Origin of the sequence: Methylocystis silviterrae (genome assembly GCF_013350005.1) — a bacterium.
GTDB lineage: Bacteria > Pseudomonadota > Alphaproteobacteria > Rhizobiales > Beijerinckiaceae > Methylocystis > Methylocystis silviterrae.
In genome coordinates this window covers 25,755-46,461 of sequence record NZ_JABVWW010000012.1, presented here as the reverse complement: position 1 = coordinate 46,461, position 20,707 = coordinate 25,755, and the positions used below count along the sequence as shown (strand labels likewise).

The following is a 20,707-nucleotide window of genomic DNA, read 5'->3' as shown; positions in this document are numbered from 1 at the left end:
ATCATTTATCGTCAGGAAGCGTTTTGACGAGCTATAGGGCGCCTGAGGGGGTGGCCTCATCGGCGGGGAAGCCTGTGGTCCTTTCCTCTAGCCGCCTCGGCCCCGACAATGCAGCCAGACGCAGAAGGGGCGAGGGAGAGCATGCTGAATTCACAAGGGGTTTCTCATTACGCGGCTCGCCTCGCGCTGATTCTCGCGTTCGCCGTGACCTTTGTCCTCTGCGCGCCGGCCCTTGCGGATACGCCGGATGAAACCTTCAAGGCGCTGGGTCTTGCCAAGACCGCCTCGCCCAAGGAGCTCTATGACGCGCTGACCAAGCGCTATTACGACGAATCGCAAGGCGCCGGAAAAGGCTCGTTCTCGAAATATTGGGAGCCGATCCCGATCTCGAAATATCTCAACCCGCATGATTTCTACAAGCCGCCGCAGACGATCGACGTCGATGCGCAGCGTGCGCAATGCGTCGAATGCCACAACCAAGTGACGCCCGGGTGGACGCATAGCTGGAAGGGCAGCGTGCATGGCAATCTCGACGCGATCCGCAATCTGCCGGACTCGGATGCGCGCGCCTATAAGAAGGCGATGATCACGGAGGTCGAGAACAACCTCCGCTCGATGGGAACGCTCAAGAACGGCGAACCGCTGAAGGAGGTCGGCTGCATCGACTGCCATATGGGAGTCGGCAAGGACCATGGTCAGCACAAGACCGAATTGCGCATGCCCGACGCGGCCGCTTGCGGACAATGCCATGTGCAGCAGTTCGCCGAACGCGAGTCCGAGCGCGACACCTTCACCTGGCCGCAAGATCAATGGAAGCCCGGCCATCCCTCACACGCGCTCTCGATGAAAGCCAATGTCGAGAACGCGGTGTGGGCGGCGATGGAGCAGCGCGAAGTCGCGGAGGGCTGCACCTTCTGCCACACGCCGCAGACGACCTGTAACTCCTGCCACACGCGGCACGAATTCTCGGCCGTGCAGGCGCGTAAGCCGCAGGCTTGCGCCATCTGCCACAATGGCGTCGATCACAATGAATTCGAAGGCTACATGCTGTCGAAGCACGGCACGATCTATCAGACGCGCGGCGACACATGGGACTGGAACGTCCGCCTCGCCGACGCGATGGAAAAGGGCAATATGAACGCCCCGACCTGCGCCTTCTGCCACATGGAGTATCAGGGCAAGTTCACGCACAACATGGTGCGCAAGTCGCGCTGGGCCTTCGTGCCGATGCCGAAGATCGCGGAAAACCTTAACCACCCCTGGTTCACGCAGCGCAAGGAGTCGTGGGTTTCGACCTGCTCCAACTGTCACTCCGACAGATTCGCGCGCGCCTATCTCGACGGCATGGACAAGGGCATCGTCTCCGGCCTCGACATCACCGAGAGCGCGCGGAGCGTCCTGGTGAAGCTTTACAACGACAAGCTGCTGCCGGGTCAGACGACGAACCGGCCGGCGCCGCCGGCGCCCGAGAAGGACGACGCCGGCGGCTTCTTCCAGCTGTTCTGGCAGAAGGGCAATAATCCGAGCGCGATCGAATATGTCTTCGCCGACATGTGGGAGCATCATCAGATCAAGCACTACAAGGGGCTCGCCCATATGAACCCCGGCGGCTACACCTATACCGAAGGCTGGTCTCAGCTCATCGGCGCGGCGGCGAAGATCAATGACGAGGATACGAAGCTTCGCGAAGCCGCGGAAATCCGCGCCGAGCTGAAACGCATCTCCGGCCAAAAGCGCGGCGACCTCGATCTCGACTCGCCGTCGCGCCGCGCCTTCGCGGGCGGTCTGGGCATCCTCGCCATGCTTGCCGGCGCTGGTTTGCTCATGCGCCGCAAGGCTTCGTGAACGCCACCGTTAGCGCCGTCATTGCGAGCGAAGCGAAGCAATCCAGCGTCGCAAAGCAGCTCTGGATTGCTTCGTCGCTACGCTCCTCGCAATGACGGCGCTGTTATCGCCGAGAACCCGCAATGTCATTCCCGACGCGCGCAGCGCGATCGGGAATCCAGGGGCGTTCTGCGATAGAATCGGCTGCTGCTCTGGATTCCCGCTTTCGCGGGAATGACATTTGGGTGCGGAAACAATCGGAACTCTATTAGTTAGGCTCGCATGACTCCCCGCATTCGGCTCATCGCCGGCGTCGCCCTCATCGTCTTCGGCTTCGCCCTGCTCGGCTGGGCGATATATGCCGGACTCAATCCAACCGCGCCGTTTGAAACCCGGCTCGCGCAGATCTCGGCGGAAGCGGCGAAGGATGTCGAAGGCTTTGGACTTACGCCCGAGCGCCTCCAGCAGATCGAAGTCTCGGCGAAGGACGAGCGCCGCCCTATCGCCACTGGCGTCGTCGCGCGCGATGAAGCCGGCCGGCTGACGCCGCTCACGTGGCGCAATCAGGTGACGGAGCCGATCTTCTTCGCGGAGGTTTTCGCGGCCGATGCGGCGAAGGTTCTCGCCGCAATCCGCGAACATACGCCGCAGGACGCCGTCGTGCTGGCGTGGTGGGACTTCTCGCGCGCGATCCGGCTTGTCGCTGGCCGCGCCGCGCCGCTCGACGACGCAGAGGCGCGCGGACTTCTGTTGCCCGCCGCCTGGTCGGCTGCGGGGGCGGCAGAGCGCGCGCGATGGGGCGCGGGCGTCCCGATTTCGTCAGCGAACAGCTTCACGCGTTTCATGGACGCGCTGCTCGACTCTGATGAGACGCGCGCGAGCGAGGCGTTGAAGAAGCTTGCGGACGGCAAGCCCGCCTATCTCGCCGTGCGCATTTCGGACGCGTGGATGCTCGCCGCCGCACGGCCGCAACAGCTCTCCATCGCCTATAAGGATTTCGCCGCGACCGGCGTTTCGCACGGTCTCATCAAATCCGCGCAACAATGGATGCGCGATCAAAAGATCGAAGGCGGCTTCGCCGTCGAACCGATGGGCGGCGCCACGCGGCTGCATTATTTCCAGCGCAAGAGCGACGGCGACAGGCTGATTGCGCGGCTATTGCCGTTCTCCACCTCCCTGCCCTCGCCGTTGACGCGATTTTCCCTCGTCTATCAGCACAAGGGTTGGTGGATTTATCGGCTCAATGAGTGAGGCGCCGCCAGAACCCATTCCGCTTGGCTAAGCTTTGCTTAACCCTCACACCTTGTTAACCCGTCCTCCCTATGGTTTGTTGTGCGGCGCATCGCAGCCCCACAAATGGCGAAATTGCGGGCGATAGACCGGGCATCGCAGCCAAAGCCGCCGCAGAACGCCTGCCGACTCAAGGACAAATCATGAATCCAGCCGAGATCGCCGCGAGCCCTCTCGCCGCTCCCGCCGCCGACATCACGATTTGGAGCATGTTCTGGGGCGCGCATATCGTCGTCAAGATCGTCATGGTCGGACTGCTCGCCGCCTCGGTGTGGTGCTGGGCGATCATCATCGACAAGACGCTGCTTTTCGCGCGCATGCGCCGCGCAATGGACCGCTTCGAAGAAAGCTTCTGGTCAGGCAATTCGCTCGATGAGCTGTACAGCAAGCTCTCCGAGCGGCCGCAGACCGGCACGGCGACGCTTTTCGTCGCGGCGATGCGGGAATGGAAACGCTCCTTTCAGGCGGGCGCCAGCGCCTCCTTCATGGGCCTGCAGGCGCGTATCGAGAAGGTGCTCGACGTCTCCATCGCCCGCGAGGTGGAGAAACTTGAATCCAATCTGCTCGTGCTCGCGACGGTGGCGTCGGCCGGCCCCTTCGTCGGCCTGTTCGGCACCGTGTGGGGGATCATGACGTCGTTCCGCTCGATCGCGGCCTCGAAGAACACCTCGCTCGCCGTCGTCGCGCCCGGCATCGCCGAGGCGCTGCTCGCCACCGCGATCGGTCTCTTCGCCGCCATTCCCGCGCTCATCGCCTACAACAAGATGCAGGGCGACGTCGCCAAGGCGCAGGCGCGCATGGAAAGCTTCGCCGACGAGTTCTCCGCGATCCTGTCGCGTCAGATCGACCAGCACGCGGCCTCGTCGAACCGCGACCGCGCGGCGTAAGGAGCGAGTATGGGCGCTTCCCTCTCGACCCCGGGACGCAAGGGCGGCAGGCGGCGGCGCGGCGTGCCGCGCTACGGCGCCATGGCCGAAATCAACATGACGCCATTCATCGACGTCATGCTGGTGCTGCTCATCATCTTCATGGTGGCGGCGCCGCTGCTCGCCACCGGCGTCGCCGTCGATCTTCCGCAGACCAAGGCCGGCGCGCTCAACATCGATCAGAAGCCGGTCTCGATCGCCATCGACGAGAAGGGACAGGTCTTCCTGATGGATCAGCCGGTCGAGACGACGCAGCTGCTCGACAGGCTGAAGGATGCCGTGAAGCAGGGGTTTGACGAACGCATCTATGTGCGCGGCTCCAAGGCGGTCAACTACGGCCGCGTCGCCGAAGTGATGTCGCTTGTCATAAGCGCCGGCTACAAGAAGGTCGCGCTGGTGACGGAGCAGGAGAAGAAGTGAGCTGAGCGGAAGTGAAAATTTCGCGCTCCGAACCCGGTTTTCCTCTCTCCTCGGCGATCCACGCGGGATTGCTTCTGGCGGCGTTCGTCTTGTTTTCCGACGCCAAGAAATTCGATGACGCGGTGGAGATGGTTCCGGTCGACCTCGTCACCGACAGCGAACTCACACAGATCATGAAGGGCGAGAAGACCGCGCGCGCGATCAAGCCCACGCCGCGCGTGGACAAGGTCGCGCCCGAAGCTGAGACGAAGCCCGAGCCGCCGCTCGCGCAGGCCAAGAAAGACATTGCGACGCCGCCTCCCGTAGCGCGTCCGCTGCCGCAGCCGACCGCTGACGATGCGCCGCCGACGCCGCCCAAGCGAGTCGCCGCGCTGCCGCCAAAGCCGGAGCCGCCGCCAAAGCCCGTCGAAAAACAGCCAGAACCGAAACCGGCGGCAAAGCCTAAAGCCGCCGCCCCGGAACTGGAGAAGAAAGAGCCCGAGAAGCAAGAACCCGAAGAAGCGGAAGTCGTGAAGCCAAAGCCGCCCGCCCGCACGAAGCCGGACAACGCGGCAAAGGACGCGGCTGCGACGGAGAAACCGAAAGAGCGGCTTAAGATCGACGAGGTGGCGAAGCTCCTCGATAGCAAGAAGCAGCAAGACAAGCCTGAGCCCGAGACGTCGATCGGCGAACTCGCCGAAAAGGCCGTCAAGGAGTCGAAGCCGAAGTCGGGCGAGGAAAATGCGCCGAAGTCGAAATTCGACGCCGCCAGCATCTCGAAATTGCTGAGCCGCGAAGCGCCGCAACGCAAGGCCGCGACCGGCCGAGCGATGCAGGCGGCGGCGCTCGGCGCGCCAACGGGAGCGGCCGCAACGATGTCGGCTTCGATGGAGGCGCGCATCGCCGCCTATATCCACGATCACTACTATCCCTGCTGGGCGTCTGGATTGTCGCTCGGCGGGCAGAGCTATACGCCGATCGTCGAGTTCCATCTTTCGCGCGACGGCGAACTTGAAGGGCGTCCGAAACTGCTGAACGCCTCGGCGAGCCCGACCGAACACGCCCGCGGCGAGCAAGCGATGCAGGCGGTGCGCCGCTGCAGCCCGATGCGCATTCCGCCCGAGTTCCTGCCCTATTACGAAGAGGCGCTGCACGAGGTCACGATCCGCTTCCAGGACGCGAATTAGTGAACTGGTTCGCTCGTGGCGAAAGGCTTCACCCCCTCCCCAGCCCTCCCCCGCTCTCGCGGGAGAGGGAGCAAACTCTGTGCTTCATCGGCCTCGCGCAAACGCCGATCGTGAGCGTCCCCTCTTCCGCGAGCGAAGCGAAGCGGGGGAGGGACAGGGAGGGGGCTGAAACGCCGCATCCAACAACCTCGTCCATCGCGGCAAAGCGCTACGCTTTCTTCACGCCGATGCTTGAAAGATATCGCCTATGACACTCTGCATCACCCGCCGCGCCGCCGCCGGCCTCATCGCCGGCGCCGCGCTCGCCCCTTTCCTTCCCGCTTCTCTGGCGCGCGCCGGACGCATCATCGATCTCAAGGGCGGCGGCTTTCAGCCGGTCAATATCGCCGTCGCGCCTTTCGTCGGCGACGACGCCGCGCGCACCGTGACCTCGGTGACGCTCAATAACTTCAAACGCTCGGTGTTCTTGAATCCGATCGACCCGGGCGCCCTGCCCGCGAACGCCGCGCCGCCGGACGCCGCGCCGCATCTGGCCGCTTTCAAGGCGGTGAACGCGCAATTTGTCCTCACGGGTCGTTCCCAACGCGCCGGCGACGGCAGGCTGAAAACGGAGTTCCGACTCTTCGACGTGACGACGGGCGAACAAGTCGCGGGCCAGCAATATGTCACCGAGGCCGCCAATATGCGGCGCGTCGCGCATCTCCTCTCCGACGCGGTTTTTTCCCGCATCACCGGCGAGAAGGGATTTTTCGACACGCGGGTCGTCTTCGTCGACGAAACCGGCTCCAAGGAGAGGCGCCGCAAGCGCCTCGCCATGATGGATCAGGACGGCGCGAATGTGCGCTATTTGACGCGCGGCGACGAACTCGTCGTCACGCCGCGATTTTCGCCCAATTCGCTCGACGTCACCTACATGTCGTTTGGCGCCGACGGCGACCCCAAAGTCCTGTTGATGAATATTGAGAACAGCCAGCGCGAAGTGGTCGGCAATTTTCCGGGCATGACCTTCTCGCCGCGGTTCTCGCCCGACGGACAGAAGATCATCATGTCGCTGGCGCAGGGCTCGACGACCAATCTTTATACGATGGATCTGCGCTCGCGCACGACGATGCGTCTGACCGACACCGGCGCCATCGACACCGCGCCCTCCTATTCGCCCGACGGCGCGCGCATCGTCTTCGAGAGCGATCGCGGCGGTTCGCAGCAGATATATGTCATGGGCGCGCATGGCGGTGAGGCGAAGCGCATTTCATTCGGCGGCGGCCGCTATTCGACTCCCGTCTGGTCGCCGAAGGGCGATTACATCGCCTTCACCAAGCAGAACGGCGGCAATTTCGCGATCGGCGTCATGAAGATTGATGGCTCGGGCGAGCGCATTCTTACCGAGGGCTTTCACAATGAAGGGCCGACCTGGGCGCCCAACGGTCTCTTCCTGATGTTCTTTCGCGACTCCTCCGGCGGCGGCGGACCGAAAATCCACATGGTCGACGTCTTCGGGCGTTCGGAGACTCAGGTGCCGACGCCAGGCTATGCAAGCGATCCCGCCTGGGGCCCGCTGCAGGATTGAGCAAACGCGCGCTTTTCGATTAGACTGCCTTTATGAAACGTGTCGAAGCCATCACGCGACTGCAGGAATACGCGCCGGCCATCAAGGCTCGCGGCGCAACATCGTTGTTCCTCTTTGGCTCCGCCGCACGCGATGAAGCGGCGGCGGACAGCGATCTCGATCTTTTCATCGACTATGATCCCGCCAGCCGATTCAACGCATTTGATCTTGTCGGCATTAAACTTTTTCTCGAGGATGAGTTGAAGACCGCGGTGGATTTGACCACTCGGGACGGCCTGCATCCTCGCCTGCGCCATGCGATCGAGAAATCGGCGGTCCGCGTTTTTTAATGGCTCGCGAATTCCTCCACGCCGTCGACGATATTTTGGACGCCATAGCCGGCATCGAGGACGCCACGCGCGGAAAGAACCTGGCCGACTATCAGCGGCAATGGCTTCTGCGCCATGCGATCCAACGCGCAATCGAGATCATTTCTGAAGCAAGCCGCGCAATTCCAGACGAAGTGAAGGCGACGCAGCCAAACATCCCATGGCGGAGCGTTCGCGCTATCGGCAATGTATTGCGTCACGAATATCAAGGACTATCCGATCAAATCATATGGAATGTGGTGGTCGATGAATTGCCGAAACTCAAAGAGGCGATTGCGCACATTCGGAATAAATTCGATACGACCGGCCCTTCAAAATGACCAAACCCGTCCGTCTCGAAGAAAGCTGGCGCAAACATCTCGCTGCGGAATTCGACCAGCCCTATTTCCGCGCGCTGCGGGAATTTGTTCGCGGCGAATATGTCGCAGGCCGGATCTATCCGCCGGCGTCGCAGATTTTTCGCGCCTTCGACGAATGTCCGTTCCACAAGGTGAAAGTCGTCATTCTCGGGCAAGACCCCTATCACGGCGCCGGGCAGGCCTGCGGCCTTTGCTTCGCCGTCGGCGCGACTACGCCGCCGCCGCCCTCGCTCCAGAACATCTTCAAGGAAATCGAAGCCGATCTCGGCCGTCCGGTTTCGCGCGATCCCGATCTTTTGCGTTGGGCGCGACAAGGCGTGCTGCTCCTCAACGCCACGCTCACCGTGCGCGAGAACGCCGCCGGCTCACATCAGAATAAGGGCTGGGAGCAATTCACCGACGCCGCCATTCACACGCTATCGCGAGAACGCCAAGCCGTCGTCTTCATGCTGTGGGGCGCCTACGCCCGGCGCAAGGGCGCCGGGATCGATCGGCGCAAACATCTCGTGCTTGAATGCGCGCATCCGTCGCCGCTTTCGGCCAACAATGGTTTTTTCGGCTCCAAGCATTTTTCAAAGGCGAACGATTACCTGATCGCGCACGGCCAAACGCCGATCGACTGGTGAGGAAAAAACGCAAACGTCACGCGCGTTATCCTTCACCCCTTTTGGCCGACGTCTCATCGACTCGCCGCCGCCGCTTCATGTATCTTGAGCAGCTCTTCGTCGGTCTGCGCGACGCGCGCAAAGCATGGACGCGACGTCACGCGCTCGACATATGCGCAGATGTGCGCGCTTTCGGGAACAAGGCCAAAACCGACTGTCCACCGCAAGGCAGCTCCCCACAAAATATCGGCAGCGGTAAAGCGCTCGCCGAAGAGATACGGGCCCCTCGCCAATTGCGTGTTGATCAGCGCCATGACGCCATCGAAATCGCCGTAGGGACTTCTGCTTGCAGGCGCCGGCTCGCGCTTCATCGACCGATCGACGATCGCAGGCTCGAACGCCGACCCGTAGAACACGAGCCAGCGCAGATAAGGCCCGCGCAAGGCGTCGCCAATGGCTGGCGCGAGGCCCTTCTGCGGAAAAGCGTCGGCAAGATAGATGAAAATCGCGCCGAGTTCCGTCACAAGCGCGCCCTTGTGAACGATGGCCGGCACCTTTCCGAGCGGATTGACCGCGAGATATTCCGGCTTGCGTTGTTCGCCAAGCTGGAAATTCAACACGCGCAGTTCGTAGGGAACGTCGAGTTCCTCAAGCAGGGTCAGCACGCCCGAGGCCCGCGTGCGCGGCGCGTAATACAAGATCGGATTGTCGTCGTTCATTGGCGCTCTTTGTCTGAAGTTTAGGGCACGAACAAAAGAAAAATATATGTCGCGAAAACGACGAGATGCACCAGCCCGGTCATGAGATTCGTGCGGCCGGCGCCGAAGCTCACAACGCTGAGCAGCAATGTCAGCAGCAGCAAGACGGTGTCGCGTTTTTCGAGACCGAAGACGATCTCCCGGTTCGTCGCGACGCTCAGCAGCGCCACGGCGGGAACGGTGAGCCCGATCGTTGCGACGACAGAACCGAGCGCGCCGTTGAGGCTTGTCTGAAGCGCGTTGCGCGTCGCCGCGCGGATCGAGTTCAGCGATTCGGGGAGCAGGACCAACATCGCCACAGCCGCGCCGGTCACCCGGTTCACGTCGTCGACGCCCCCCCAGCGAAGCGCCTCTTCAAGACCGGGAATGACACGCTCCGCGAGAAGCGAGACGCCAAGCAGGCTGGCGCCCAGTCCCACAACTGCGAATATCGCTGCCGCGCGCGAAGGCTTCGCCTCGCCGTGGCCCACGGCGGCGACATGCACGTCGATAAAGTAGGATCGATGCCGCACCGTCTGAATGAAGAGAAACGCGCCATAGAGCAGCACCGACAGGAAGCTGACGAAAATGAGCTGAATCGTAGACAGAGTAGGTCCGTAGCTCGACGTCGTATAATCGGGCAGAATGAGCGTAAGAACGGAAAGCGCGATGAGGATGGCCAGATAGGCGCTCGTCGCCATCGGCTGGAGTTCCTGCTCGTGGTGACGGAAGCCGCCGAGCAGAAGGCAGAGCCCGACAAGGCCGTTGCAAACGATGATGATCGCGGAGAAAACCGCCTCGCGCGCTTCGGTCGGATCCTCTTCGCCATATTCGATCATCGAGGCCATGATCGCGACCTCGATAATTGTCACGGCGATGGTGAGCACAAGCGTCCCATAGGGTTCGCCGGTCTTGGCGCCGAGAATTTCGGCGTGCTGCAAGGCGGCGAAGACGGCCCCGATCAACAATACCGCCGCGAGAGTCGGCGGAACGAAATTGATGGACGCCGGAATTTGCGAGATCCAGCGCTCGCCAAATAGAAAAACGCCGGCCAGCCCCAGCGCCAGCGCCGGAAACAGGACCGCGCCAACGGTGATCCTCGCCGCCTGCATGCCGTCCCCTGATCGTCGCAGCCCAAGCTTTGCGGGACTGTGGCCAGACGGTCAGGCGGGCGCAAGGCGGCGCGCCGGGGAAATGCGCGCGGGGTCGAGGTTCTACACAGCTCTTTGGTCCGGGCGGTCGCCTCCAGCGAGTCTTTCCATCGCGGCCGGCGGCGAATAGATCTAGGTGAATGACCGCCCCCGCAAATCCGCGCGATCTTCCCCCTGAAGAAGACGACGTTTTTGACGCGCCCGACGCCACGGCCGAGGCAGAGGCGGAGCCGTGCGATCCGGGAGCCGAGACGCCCGAGACGCCCGAAAGCGTCAAGCGCGGCGTCGACGTCATCAAGAAGCATTGGCGGCACGCGCCGAACGGGCCCGGCGTCTATCGCATGATCGCCGAAAGTGGCGAGGTGCTCTACGTCGGCAAGGCGAAAAACGTGCGCAAGCGCGTCGCGAGCTATACGCGCCTCGCAGGTCATGTGAACCGCATTGCGCGGATGATCTCGGCGACGACGACGATGGTGTTCATCTCGGTCGAGACCGAAACCGACGCGCTGCTCTTGGAAGCCAATCTCATCAAGCAGATGAAGCCGCGCTTCAACGTGCTGATGCGCGACGACAAGTCCTTCCCCTACATTTTGATCGCCAAGGATCATGATGCGCCGCAGATCCTGAAGCACCGGGGCGCCCGCGCGCGCAAGGGAGACTATTTCGGTCCCTTCGCCAGCGTCTGGGCGGTCAATCGGGCGCTGAATGCGCTGGAGCGCGCTTTTCTTCTGCGGTCCTGCGCGCAGAGCTTCTTCGACAATCGCACGCGTCCGTGCCTGCTCTATCAGATCAAACGCTGTTCGGGCCCGTGCACCGGCGAAATCTCCATGGAGGATTACGCCGAGCTCGTGCGAGAGGCGCGGGATTTCCTCTCTGGCAAAAGTCGCAACGTCCGCGAACAGCTGGCGCGCGAAATGACCGAAGCCTCCGAGCGACTGGAGTTTGAGCGCGCGGCGCGACTGCGCGACCGCATCTCGGCGCTCTCGGCGGTTCAGGGCGCGCAGGGGATCAATCCGCGCAGCGTTGAAGAAGCCGACGTCTTTGCCATCGCCAAGGACGCCGGACGCTTCTGCGTCGAAGCGTTCTTCTTTCGCGCCTATCAGAACTGGGGCAATCGCTCCTACTTCCCCCGCGCCGACGCGACGCTGTCCGAATCCGAAGTCCTCGACGCCTTTCTCGCGCAGTTCTATCAGGAGCACCCTTCGGCGCGCTGCGTCTTTCTCTCCCATCCGATCGAGGACGGCGCGCTGCTTGAAGAAGCCTTAACCGCGCGGCTTGGCCGCCGGGTCGAAGTGCTCGCGCCGCAGCGCGGCGAGAAGCGCGAACTCGTGGACCACGCGCTTCAGAACGCGCGGCAGGCGCTCGGGCGCAAGCTCGCCGAAGACGCAAGCCAGCAGCGCCTGCTCGTGGCGCTTGGCCAGGCCTTCGGTCTGGCCGCGACGCCACGACGCATCGAAGTCTACGACAATTCCCACATCGGCGGCGCGCAGGCGATCGGCGCGATGATCGTCGCGGGCCCCGCCGGATTCATGAAAGCCCACTACCGCACGTTCAACATCAGAAGCGCGGAGATCACGCCGGGGGACGACTTCGGCATGATGCGCGAGGTGCTGACGCGCCGGTTTGCGCGGCTCGCAAAGGAAGGCGAAAAGGACCAGGAGTGCGACGCTTTTCCGGCAAAGCCAGATCTCATCCTGATCGACGGCGGGCGCGGCCAATTCGACGTCGCGCGCGACGTCTTGCGCGAGCTCGGAGTCGAAGGGGTGGCGATCGCGTCGATCGCCAAGGGCGCCGACCGCAACGCCGGGCGCGAAACATTCTTCGTCGAAGGTCGCGAGCCGTTTCGCCTGCCGCCGCACGATCCGGCGCTCTACTTTGTGCAGCGCCTGCGCGACGAAGCGCATCGTTTCGCGATCGGCACGCATCGCGCGCGGCGCAAGAAGGAATTCACCAAGAATCCACTCGACGAGATCGCCGGCGTCGGACCGTCACGCAAACGCGCGCTGCTCCTGGCGTTCGGGTCGGCGAAGGCTGTCTCGAAAGCCGCGCTTTCGGATCTGGAGAAGGTGCCCGGCGTCAACAAGACGACGGCGCGGCTCGTCTATGAGCATTTTCAGCGCGAGTAGCGCCAGTCGAACGCCCGTGAACAGCGCGCTACTGACCGCCGCAGGAGACGTCGCCTTCTTCGCAGGTGAGCTGATGCTGCAACCGTTTCGTCTGCTGCTCGGTCACATCCGCGAGACATTGCGCCACGACCATGCTGTGAATGCTGCCGCCGATCGTCCCGGCGTCTCAAAGGCGCATTGCGCATCCCGGTAGGCGATCCAGGATTTTTGCGCCTCCCGTAATTTTGACTGGCCCGCCGCGCTGATCTTTTTCAGCAACTTGGCGTAGACGGCGTTGAGTTTCGCGTCGGCCTGTTTGAAATTCTCTCCCGCGCACAGATTGAGGTCAGTCTGAGAGCCGCGACCGTCGCAGTCCTTCGCGAGCGCCCAGCTCGTCGAATGCGCCAGAACGACAAAAGCCGCGCTGATGGCGGCGGCGCGCGGTAAACGAAAGCTTCTCATCGACGGATTCACTCCCTTTTGCGCCATCGCCATTCCCGGTCGGCACGCTATCATGGGCTGGCATGCGAAAATTTTTTCGGCACCTTTATGACGCCTATCTCAAGTTTAACCGCGACGATGGTTGGGCGATCGCGAGCTATATTGCGCTATCCATCCTGACCTCGCTCTTTCCGTTCCTCATCTTTCTGACGGCGCTTGCGGGCTTTTTCGGCCTGCGGGGCGAAGCGGAAGCCGCGAGAAAACTCCTCTTCGAAACATGGCCGGCGAGCGTGGCCGGGCCTATTTCGGACCAAATAAGCAATGTGCTGACGCAGCCGCGCGGCGGACTGCTGACCCTGGGCGCGGTCTTCGCCATCTATTTCGCCTCGAGCGGAGTCGAGGCGCTTCGCGTCGCCCTGAACCGCGCCTATGACGTCAAGGAAACGCGCTCCTGGTGGCTCTCACGTCTGGAATCAATTCTTTACGTCTTCCTCGGCGCGGCGGCGCTTCTCGCCGTCGCCGTTCTGCTCGTGCTGGGGCCGCTCGCGTGGACGATTGCGGAACGATATGCGCCGCTCATCGCCCATGATCTTGAGCCACTCTTCCAAACTGTGCGCTATGGCGTCACCACCGGCCTATTGGCGATTGCGCTTTTCGCCGCTCATAAGTTCTTGCCTGCGGAACGGCGCAGCTTCAAGCTCATCGCGCCCGGCATCGCGCTGACGCTCATCGCGTCGCTCGCGCTCGGCGTCGGCTTCGGCGCCTATCTTGCGCGATACGCCAGCAGTTATATTTCGATGTACGCCGGCCTCGCCTCGATCGTGATCGCCATCGTATTTCTTCAGATGCTGGCGGCGATCTTCATTTATGGCGCCGAGCTCAATCAGACAGTCGCGGCGGGCGGCAAGAACCCGGAGAACCGGGCTTAAGCGCACCTTAACCGAGATTTTTTACGCTGCCCGCATCCGCGCGCCGTTGGCGGCGCTGCGATCAAGCGAGGCTTCTCCTCATATGCGTAGCCATGCAAGGAGCCATTTTACCGAGCAGCTTCGCGAGTTTGCGGCGCGCAGGCTGGCGGAAATCCTGGGCGCCGCCTTGCTCGTGGGCGCCGGCGCGCTCACACTGGCGCTCGTCAGCTGGTCCGCCCGCGATCCTTCGCTCAACCACGCGACCTCGGGCCACGTCCGCAATCTGCTCGGCGGACCGGGCGCGATCGTCTCCGATCTGTTGATGCAACTCGTCGGCTTCGGCGCCATCGCCGCCATCGTGCCGATCGCGACCCAGGGATTGCGTCTCATGCGACGTCGCCGGATCGGCCGCATGATGCTGCGCGTCGGACTCTGTGTCCTCGGCGTTTTCGCAACCGCAGCGACCGCGTCGCTTCTGCCCGCGACCGAGCGCTGGCCGTTGCCCACCGGCCTCGGCGGCGTCGCCGGCGACGCCATCCTTACTGTTCCGCGGTTGATCTTTGCCGGCTCGGGCGTCCTGACCGCGCTCTTCGGCGTCGGCGCCGCTCTCGTCGCGATCCTCTCCGTGACCGGCGCAGCCGGGCTGGGCTTCGAGTCCGAAGCGGATATGCGCAGCCGGTCCTCTGAAGATGACGCGAAGATTCGTCCGGGCGCCGATGATGACGACGACGCCGGCGGCGAGCCTGGCGTCGCATTGATCTCGCTCGGCGCGCTCATTCATCTTGGACTGGCGTCGAAAGCCTGGATGCTGCGCGCCGCCGGGAGGCTCAGGCGCCGCGCCGCGACGACGGACCGGCCGCCGCCGCCGCGCTATCCGCGCGTCGAGCCGACCTTCGAGGACCTGGACCTTTACCCTGCCTTCGCGTCGCCGGGACCCCAAGATCTCGATGAGGAGCCCTATGCGCCCGCGGCCGCTCCTCCCCCTGCGCCCCGCAGGACGCGTGCGCCCGCCCGCGCCGCGCAGCCCCGCTTCAATACGCGCTATGAGACGCCGCCCCTTGGCCTTCTTGCCGAGCCGAAGAAACAGCCGAGCGGCGTCAAGCTCCCGCAGGAGGCGCTCGAGCACAACGCGCGTCTGCTCGAGGGCGTGCTCGAGGACTTTTCCGTCAAGGGCGACATCATCAATGTCCGCCCCGGGCCCGTGGTCACGCTCTATGAACTGGAGCCCGCGCCCGGCATCAAGAGTTCGCGGGTCATCGGCCTCGCCGACGACATCGCCCGCTCGATGTCCGCCATCTCCGCCCGCGTCGCCGTCGTGTCAGGGCGCAACGCCATCGGCATCGAACTGCCGAACCAGCGTCGCGAGATGGTCTATCTGCGCGAACTCATCGCCTGCGAGGATTTCGTCCGCTCTAACCACAAGCTCGCCATCGCGCTTGGCAAGACGATCGGCGGCGAGCCGGTGATCGTCGACCTGGCCCGCATGCCGCATCTCTTGGTCGCCGGCACCACCGGCTCCGGCAAGTCGGTCGCGATCAACACCATGATCCTGTCGCTGCTTTATCGGCTGAAGCCCGAAGAGTGCCGGCTCATCATGGTCGACCCGAAGATGCTGGAGCTCTCTGTCTACGACAACATTCCGCATCTGCTGACGCCCGTCGTCACCGACCCGAAAAAGGCGGTCGTGGCGCTCAAATGGGCGGTGCGCGAGATGGAGGATCGCTACAAGAAAATGTCGAAGCTCGGCGTGCGCAACATCGACGGCTACAACGCCCGCGTCGCCGACGCGCAGGCCAAAGGCGAGACGATCACCCGCACGGTGCAGACCGGTTTCGACCGCGAGACCGGCGAGGCGATCTTCGAGCATGAGGAGATGACGCTCTCCACGCTGCCTTATATCGTCGTGATCGTCGACGAGATGGCGGATCTCATGCTCGTCGCGGGCAAGGACATCGAGGGCGCGATCCAGAGATTGGCGCAGATGGCGCGCGCCGCCGGCATCCATCTGATCATGGCGACGCAACGCCCCTCCGTCGATGTCATCACCGGCACGATCAAGGCGAATTTCCCGACGCGCATCTCCTTCCAGGTGACCTCCAAGATCGACAGCCGCACGATTCTGGGCGAACAGGGCGCCGAACAGCTGCTCGGCCAGGGCGACATGCTCTACATGGCGGGCGGCGGTCGTATTTCGCGCGTGCATGGGCCTTTCGTGTCCGACCGCGAAGTCGAGGACATCGTCGCCCATGTGAAGACGCAAGGCGCGCCGCAATATCTCGACGCGATCACCGCCGAGGACGATGTTGGCGAAGACGGCGAAACGCCGCTGCCCGGCTCGATGGACGCGGAAGAAGGCGGCGACCTTTACGATCGCGCCGTCAATATCGTGCTGCGCGACAAGAAGTGCTCGACGAGCTACATCCAGCGCCGCCTCTCGGTCGGCTACAACAAGGCGGCTTCGCTCGTCGAGCGCATGGAGCAGGAAGGCGTCGTCTCCGCGCCTAACCACGCCGGAAAGCGCGAAATTCTCGTCGGCGGCGGCATCGATCGCGGCGCCTTCGATATCGAGGCGGCGGAGTAAGGCTTCGCCCCCATTTCCGCCAACTTATGCTAGGAAGACGGCGACCAGCTCCCAGAATCGGAACCCGCCGTGACATACGTTCACTTTGCCGCCCTGCTCGCCGCGCTTTCATTCGCCGTCCCGGCCGCCGCTGCGACTATCGCGCGCACCCCGCAGCCCTCGCAGGAAAGCGTTCCAGCGGCCGTTGAGAGCAAAGCAGCGGAGACGAAGCCAGCCGGGGCGAATCCCGCGGAAGCAAGGTCCAAATCGGCTGAGGTCAAGCCTGAGGACGAGAAGAGCGTCGACGCCAAGCCCGAGACGGTCAAGCCCGTGACGGTCAAGCCCGCGACGGCCAGGCCCGGCGAGGCGAAGCCTGCAGACCCCCCATCAGCCGGGAAGAAGGGCGTCAAACCAGCCGCCCAAGGCCCCGCCTCTGCCGCCGCCACGATCGCGCCTGCGCCCGCGCCGGAGCCGGAGAAGCCGCTCACCCGCGCCGAGGCGGTCAAGCGCGCCAACGCCTTTTTCAACGCATCGCCGGTGATGACGGCCGATTTTGTGCAGATCGGCGGCGACGGCAAACGTTCGGAAGGCAGGCTACACGTTCAGCGCGCCGGACGCGTTCGCTTCGAATATGCCCAGCCGGCGACGATGGAGGTCGTCGCCGATGGCGCCCAGGTCGCGGTGCGCGACCGCAAGCTCAACACGCAGGATCTCTACTTCATCACCCAGACGCCGCTCAAATTCTTGATGAAGGATAAGATCGACCTCGAAAAGGACGTCACACTCGAGGATGTGAAGATCGATGATTCCGGCGTCACCATCGCTATCGAGGACAAGGCGACCTTCGGCGGCACGTCGCACGTGCGTTTGATCTTCGACCCCAAGACCTTCAAATTGAAGCAGTGGCAGGTGAAGGACCCGCAAGGCTATGAGACCTTGATCTCGGTCTTCAACATCGATCAGGCGAAAGTGCCGGATCCGACGCTGTTCAAGATCAACAAATAAGCCGTTGCCGTCGGCGGATTCGATTTCGACCGCGATCCCCTATCTGGCGCTGGCGCTGGGTCTGCTCTGCGCCACGGGCGGCGGCGAACTGTTCGTGCGCGGCACAGTCGGGATCGCCTGCGCCGCCCGCGTTGCGCCCAGCGTCATCGCCGCGACCGTCGCCGCTTTCGCCACATCAAGCCCGGAGCTGACCGTCGCCATCCAGTCGGCGCTGGCGGGAGAGCCGGAAATCTCCTTGGGCGACGCGCTCGGCAGCAATGTCGCTAATTTGGCGCTGATCTTCGGCGTCGCGTTGCTGTTCGGGCCGCTCGCCATAATCCGCGCCCAGGTGACCCGAAATTTTGCCGTCGCCGTTGCGGCGCCTGTGGCGCTCAGCGTCATGCTGATCAATGGATCACTGTCTCGTCTGGACGCCGCAATCCTCTTGGGCGGTTTCGCGCTGTGGTTCGTGAGAGTCACACTGGGGGCGCTCGAGGAACGGCGCTTAGCCCCGGCGCTGCAGGAGACGTCTTCAGGCTTCATGCGCGCTCTTGTCGAGACCTCCATCGGACTCGGACTACTGATTGCCGCCGGAAGTCTCATTGTCTTTGGCGCAAGTGAAATCGCCAGGCGATTTGGGCTGAGCGATTTCATCGTCGGCGCGACTCTGGTCGCGGTGGGCACCTCGACGCCCGAACTCGCCACCGCGTTGATGGCGCGCATTCGCCGACAAGACGACGTCGGCTTTGGCGCCCTGCTCGGAAGCAATATCTTCAACGGCCTGTTCATCATCGGGGTGGCCGGCGCGATTGCGCCGATCCAAACATCCGAATTGGAGGCGGCGCCGGCTCTCATCGCCGGCTTGATCGCGCTCGCGCTGGTTTATCCGCCGCGCAGCGGCGTCTACCATCCGTGGCGCGGCGTTGCGCTGCTCGCCGTCTACGCAGGCTATTTGGCGGCGGTGACCGCCTCCTGAGGCTAGGCCGCCTTTTTCTTTGGCGCGAGCAGCTTGCGGTTCAGCAGGACTTCGGCGATCTGAATGGCGTTGAGCGCCGCGCCCTTGCGCAGATTGTCGGAAACGCACCATAGAACCAGCCCATTGTCGACGGTCGGGTCGGTACGGATGCGCGAGACATAGGTGGCGTCTTCGCCGGCCGCTTCATGCGGCGTGATGTAGCCGCCGGCCTCGTGCTTGTCGATCACCAGCACGCCCGGCGCCGCGCGCAAAATGTTACGCGCCTCGTCCGCCGAGATCGGCTTTTCGAATTCGATGTTGACCGCTTCCGAATGGCCGATGAAGACCGGCACGCGCACGCAGGTGGCGACAAGCTTGATCTTGGGATCGAGGATCTTCTTGGTCTCCGCGACCATCTTCCACTCTTCCTTGGTGAAGCCGTCCTCCATGAAGACGTCGATCTGCGGAATCAGGTTGAAGGCGATGCGCTTGGGAAATTTCTTCGCTTCGACGGGATTGGCGACGAACACCGAACGAGTCTGTGCAAAGAGTTCGTCCATGCCCTCCTTGCCCGCGCCAGAGACCGATTGATAGGTCGAGACCACGACGCGCTTGATCGTCGCCGCGTCGTGCAAAGGCTTCAGCGCGACGACGAGCTGCGCCGTCGAGCAGTTCGGATTGGCGATGATGTTCTTTTTGGAAAATCCCGCCGCGGCGCCGGCGTTCACCTCCGGCACAACCAGCGGCACGTCAGGGTCCATGCGCCAGGCCGAAGAATTGTCGATGACGACGCAGCCCTGCGCGCCGATCCTGGGCGCCCATTCCTTCGCGACGGAGCCGCCCGCCGACATGAGACAGATGTCGACGTCGGAGAAATCGTAGGAGTCGAGAGCCTTGCACTTCAGCGTTCTGTCGCCGAAGGAGACTTCCGTGCCGATCGAGCGCGATGACGCCAGCGCAACGACTTCCGAAACCGGGAAGCGGCGCTCAGCGAGAATATCGAGCATCTCGCGGCCTACGTTGCCCGTAGCGCCGACGACCGCAACCTTATACGCCATGATCAACTCCAGCCGGCGACCCCGGCGCTGAGATTTTTAGAAGGGGAGGCCGACGGACATATTCCCCGAAGGCGAAACGCCAATAGGCAATCCGCCTTTTGGCTGGCTCGACTTCTCTTCTTCCTTCGGCTTTCCCCCGGGCGGCGCCTTGCCCGGCGACCATCCTTCCAGCTCGCCGAACTGGCGATTGCCGGCGCCTCCCTGCTGCTGCTGCTGGCCGGCGCTGGCGCCGGCGTTGGCGCGCGGGGATTGCTGCGCCTTCGCTCTCTTGGCCTTCGGCTGCGTCGTTACAGAGCCGGAAGCGTCAGGCGCTCCGGGATCGGCTTGAAGCTGCTGCGCCGAGGCGCCTAGAGGGCCGCCGGCGATCAGATAGGCGGCGATGAGAAGCGAGGCGCAACTACGACGAGCGCGGATCGACATGGCGCAGATCTCCGAAGACGTTTGTTCCGTCCTAAACCGGCGGCGCGGCGGGATCAAGGCATGGCGACGGCGCTCAGCGCGACTCCGCTTCGTCCTGGGCGATGGCCATGTTTTTGAGTTCCGCGATCGCCTTGGCCGGCGACAGGGACTTCGGGCAGACCTGGGTGCAATTCATGATCGTGTGGCAACGGTAGAGGCGGAAGACGTCGTCCACATAGGAGACGCGATCCTTCGTCGCTTCATCGCGCGAGTCCTGCACCCAACGGAACGCCTGCAACAGCGCCGCCGGACCCAGGAAACGATCGGCGTTCCACCAATAGCTCGGACAGGCGGTCGAGCAGCAGGCGCACAGGATGCATTCGTAGAGCCCGTCGAGCTTGGCGCGCTGCTCCGGCGACTGCAGCCGCTCCTTCTCGGGGGCGGGTCCGGCCCGCAGCCAGGGCTGGATCGCCGCGTATTGCTCATAGAAGATCGTCAGATCGGGCACGAGATCCTTGACCACCGCCATATGCGGCAGCGGATAGATTTTGATCGCTCCGTCGATCTCATCCATGCCCTTGGTGCAGGCGAGCGTGTTCAGACCGCCGATATTCATTGAACACGAGCCGCAAATGCCCTCGCGGCAGGAGCGACGAAAAGTCAAAGTCGGATCAATCTTGTTCTTGATCCAGATCAGCGCGTCGAGAACCATCGGTCCGCAGTCGTCGGCGTCGATGAAGTAGGTGTCGAGGCGCGGATTGGCGCCGTCGTCAGGGTCCCATCGATAGATGCGCAATTCGCGCAGGCGCTCGGCCCCTTCGGGCCTGGGCCAGGTTTTGCCTTCGGCGACGACAGAGTTCTTGGGAAGGGTGAATTCGACCATC

Annotated in this window: 20 protein-coding genes; 14 read left to right on the top strand and 6 right to left on the bottom strand. The window is 63.3% G+C overall.

The window, feature by feature from the left end; genetic code table 11:
• Positions 1-141 precede the first annotated feature (141 nt).
• The 9 genes from HUN39_RS13000 to ung all read left to right on the top strand — a co-directional run bounded on the left by HUN39_RS13000 (position 142) and on the right by ung (position 8,546).
• Positions 142-1,845, top strand: coding sequence for a multiheme c-type cytochrome (locus HUN39_RS13000; RefSeq protein ID WP_175094927.1), 1,704 nt, complete (start codon positions 142-144; stop codon positions 1,843-1,845).
• A gap of 261 nt (positions 1,846-2,106) precedes the next feature.
• Positions 2,107-3,075, top strand: coding sequence for a hydroxylamine oxidation protein HaoB (haoB, locus tag HUN39_RS12995; protein WP_175094926.1), 969 nt, complete (start codon positions 2,107-2,109; stop codon positions 3,073-3,075).
• A 182-nt stretch (positions 3,076-3,257) separates the two neighbouring features.
• Positions 3,258-4,001 carry a protein TolQ gene (gene tolQ, locus HUN39_RS12990; RefSeq protein WP_175094925.1) on the top strand — a complete coding sequence of 248 codons (744 nt, stop codon included), beginning with the start codon at positions 3,258-3,260 and terminating at the stop codon, positions 3,999-4,001.
• 9 nt (positions 4,002-4,010) lie between these two features.
• Positions 4,011-4,460: an ExbD/TolR family protein gene (locus tag HUN39_RS12985; protein ID WP_018407708.1), complete on the top strand. Its 450-nt coding sequence runs from the start codon at positions 4,011-4,013 to the stop codon at positions 4,458-4,460.
• An 11-nt stretch (positions 4,461-4,471) separates the two neighbouring features.
• Entirely contained in the window at positions 4,472-5,626 is a 1,155-nt protein-coding gene (locus tag HUN39_RS12980; protein ID WP_175094924.1) for a cell envelope biogenesis protein TolA, read from the top strand.
• A 247-nt stretch (positions 5,627-5,873) separates the two neighbouring features.
• Entirely contained in the window at positions 5,874-7,193 is a 1,320-nt protein-coding gene (gene tolB / locus HUN39_RS12975; protein WP_175094923.1) for a Tol-Pal system beta propeller repeat protein TolB, read from the top strand.
• 32 nt (positions 7,194-7,225) lie between these two features.
• Positions 7,226-7,522: a nucleotidyltransferase family protein gene (locus HUN39_RS12970; protein ID WP_018407705.1), complete on the top strand. Its 297-nt coding sequence runs from the start codon at positions 7,226-7,228 to the stop codon at positions 7,520-7,522.
• Positions 7,522-7,881, top strand: a complete 360-nt coding sequence (locus HUN39_RS12965) for a HepT-like ribonuclease domain-containing protein (RefSeq protein ID WP_175094922.1) — start codon at positions 7,522-7,524, stop codon at positions 7,879-7,881. The genes HUN39_RS12970 and HUN39_RS12965 overlap by 1 nt, the downstream gene beginning before the upstream one ends.
• A complete protein-coding gene (gene ung, locus HUN39_RS12960) occupies positions 7,878-8,546 on the top strand; it encodes a uracil-DNA glycosylase (RefSeq protein ID WP_175094921.1) in 669 nt (222 codons plus the stop codon). The genes HUN39_RS12965 and ung overlap by 4 nt, the downstream gene beginning before the upstream one ends.
• A 53-nt stretch (positions 8,547-8,599) precedes the next feature.
• Here the strand turns inward: ung and HUN39_RS12955 are convergent, their stop codons facing one another.
• Both HUN39_RS12955 and HUN39_RS12950 read right to left on the bottom strand, forming a co-directional pair.
• Positions 8,600-9,244 carry a glutathione S-transferase family protein gene (locus HUN39_RS12955; RefSeq protein WP_175094920.1) on the bottom strand — a complete coding sequence of 215 codons (645 nt, stop codon included), beginning with the start codon at positions 9,242-9,244 and terminating at the stop codon, positions 8,600-8,602.
• 20 nt (positions 9,245-9,264) lie between these two features.
• Positions 9,265-10,374, bottom strand: a complete 1,110-nt coding sequence (locus HUN39_RS12950; RefSeq protein WP_175094919.1) for a calcium:proton antiporter — start codon at positions 10,372-10,374, stop codon at positions 9,265-9,267.
• 179 nt (positions 10,375-10,553) lie between these two features.
• On the opposite strand from HUN39_RS12950, the gene uvrC reads away from it, so the two are divergent.
• Complete coding sequence (gene uvrC, locus HUN39_RS12945; protein ID WP_175094918.1) at positions 10,554-12,539, top strand: excinuclease ABC subunit UvrC; 1,986 nt, start codon at positions 10,554-10,556, stop codon at positions 12,537-12,539.
• 102 nt (positions 12,540-12,641) lie between these two features.
• Here uvrC and HUN39_RS12940 read toward each other — a convergent pair whose 3' ends face one another.
• Positions 12,642-12,980: a lysozyme inhibitor LprI family protein gene (locus tag HUN39_RS12940; RefSeq protein ID WP_232366081.1), complete on the bottom strand. Its 339-nt coding sequence runs from the start codon at positions 12,978-12,980 to the stop codon at positions 12,642-12,644.
• A gap of 62 nt (positions 12,981-13,042) precedes the next feature.
• Here HUN39_RS12940 and HUN39_RS12935 point away from each other — a divergent pair, with 62 nt between their 5' ends.
• The 4 genes from HUN39_RS12935 to HUN39_RS12920 all read left to right on the top strand — a co-directional run bounded on the left by HUN39_RS12935 (position 13,043) and on the right by HUN39_RS12920 (position 18,387).
• Positions 13,043-13,888 (top strand): YihY/virulence factor BrkB family protein, encoded by an 846-nt coding sequence (locus HUN39_RS12935; protein ID WP_175094917.1) that lies wholly within the window; start codon positions 13,043-13,045, stop codon positions 13,886-13,888.
• A gap of 82 nt (positions 13,889-13,970) precedes the next feature.
• Positions 13,971-16,448 carry a DNA translocase FtsK gene (locus HUN39_RS12930; protein WP_175094916.1) on the top strand — a complete coding sequence of 826 codons (2,478 nt, stop codon included), beginning with the start codon at positions 13,971-13,973 and terminating at the stop codon, positions 16,446-16,448.
• A gap of 69 nt (positions 16,449-16,517) precedes the next feature.
• A complete protein-coding gene (locus tag HUN39_RS12925) occupies positions 16,518-17,432 on the top strand; it encodes an outer-membrane lipoprotein carrier protein LolA (RefSeq protein ID WP_175094915.1) in 915 nt (304 codons plus the stop codon).
• A gap of 4 nt (positions 17,433-17,436) precedes the next feature.
• Complete coding sequence (locus HUN39_RS12920; RefSeq protein ID WP_210266962.1) at positions 17,437-18,387, top strand: sodium:calcium antiporter; 951 nt, start codon at positions 17,437-17,439, stop codon at positions 18,385-18,387.
• A gap of 2 nt (positions 18,388-18,389) precedes the next feature.
• Here the strand turns inward: HUN39_RS12920 and HUN39_RS12915 are convergent, their stop codons facing one another.
• From HUN39_RS12915 to HUN39_RS12905, 3 genes are all read right to left on the bottom strand, one after another.
• Positions 18,390-19,424, bottom strand: a complete 1,035-nt coding sequence (locus tag HUN39_RS12915; RefSeq protein ID WP_175094914.1) for an aspartate-semialdehyde dehydrogenase — start codon at positions 19,422-19,424, stop codon at positions 18,390-18,392.
• A gap of 36 nt (positions 19,425-19,460) precedes the next feature.
• On the bottom strand, positions 19,461-19,844 hold the full coding sequence (locus HUN39_RS12910) for a hypothetical protein (RefSeq protein ID WP_175094913.1): 384 nt from the start codon (positions 19,842-19,844) through the stop codon (positions 19,461-19,463).
• 73 nt (positions 19,845-19,917) lie between these two features.
• Entirely contained in the window at positions 19,918-20,706 is a 789-nt protein-coding gene (locus HUN39_RS12905; RefSeq protein WP_210266961.1) for a succinate dehydrogenase iron-sulfur subunit, read from the bottom strand.
• Between the last annotated feature and the right edge of the window lies 1 nt (position 20,707).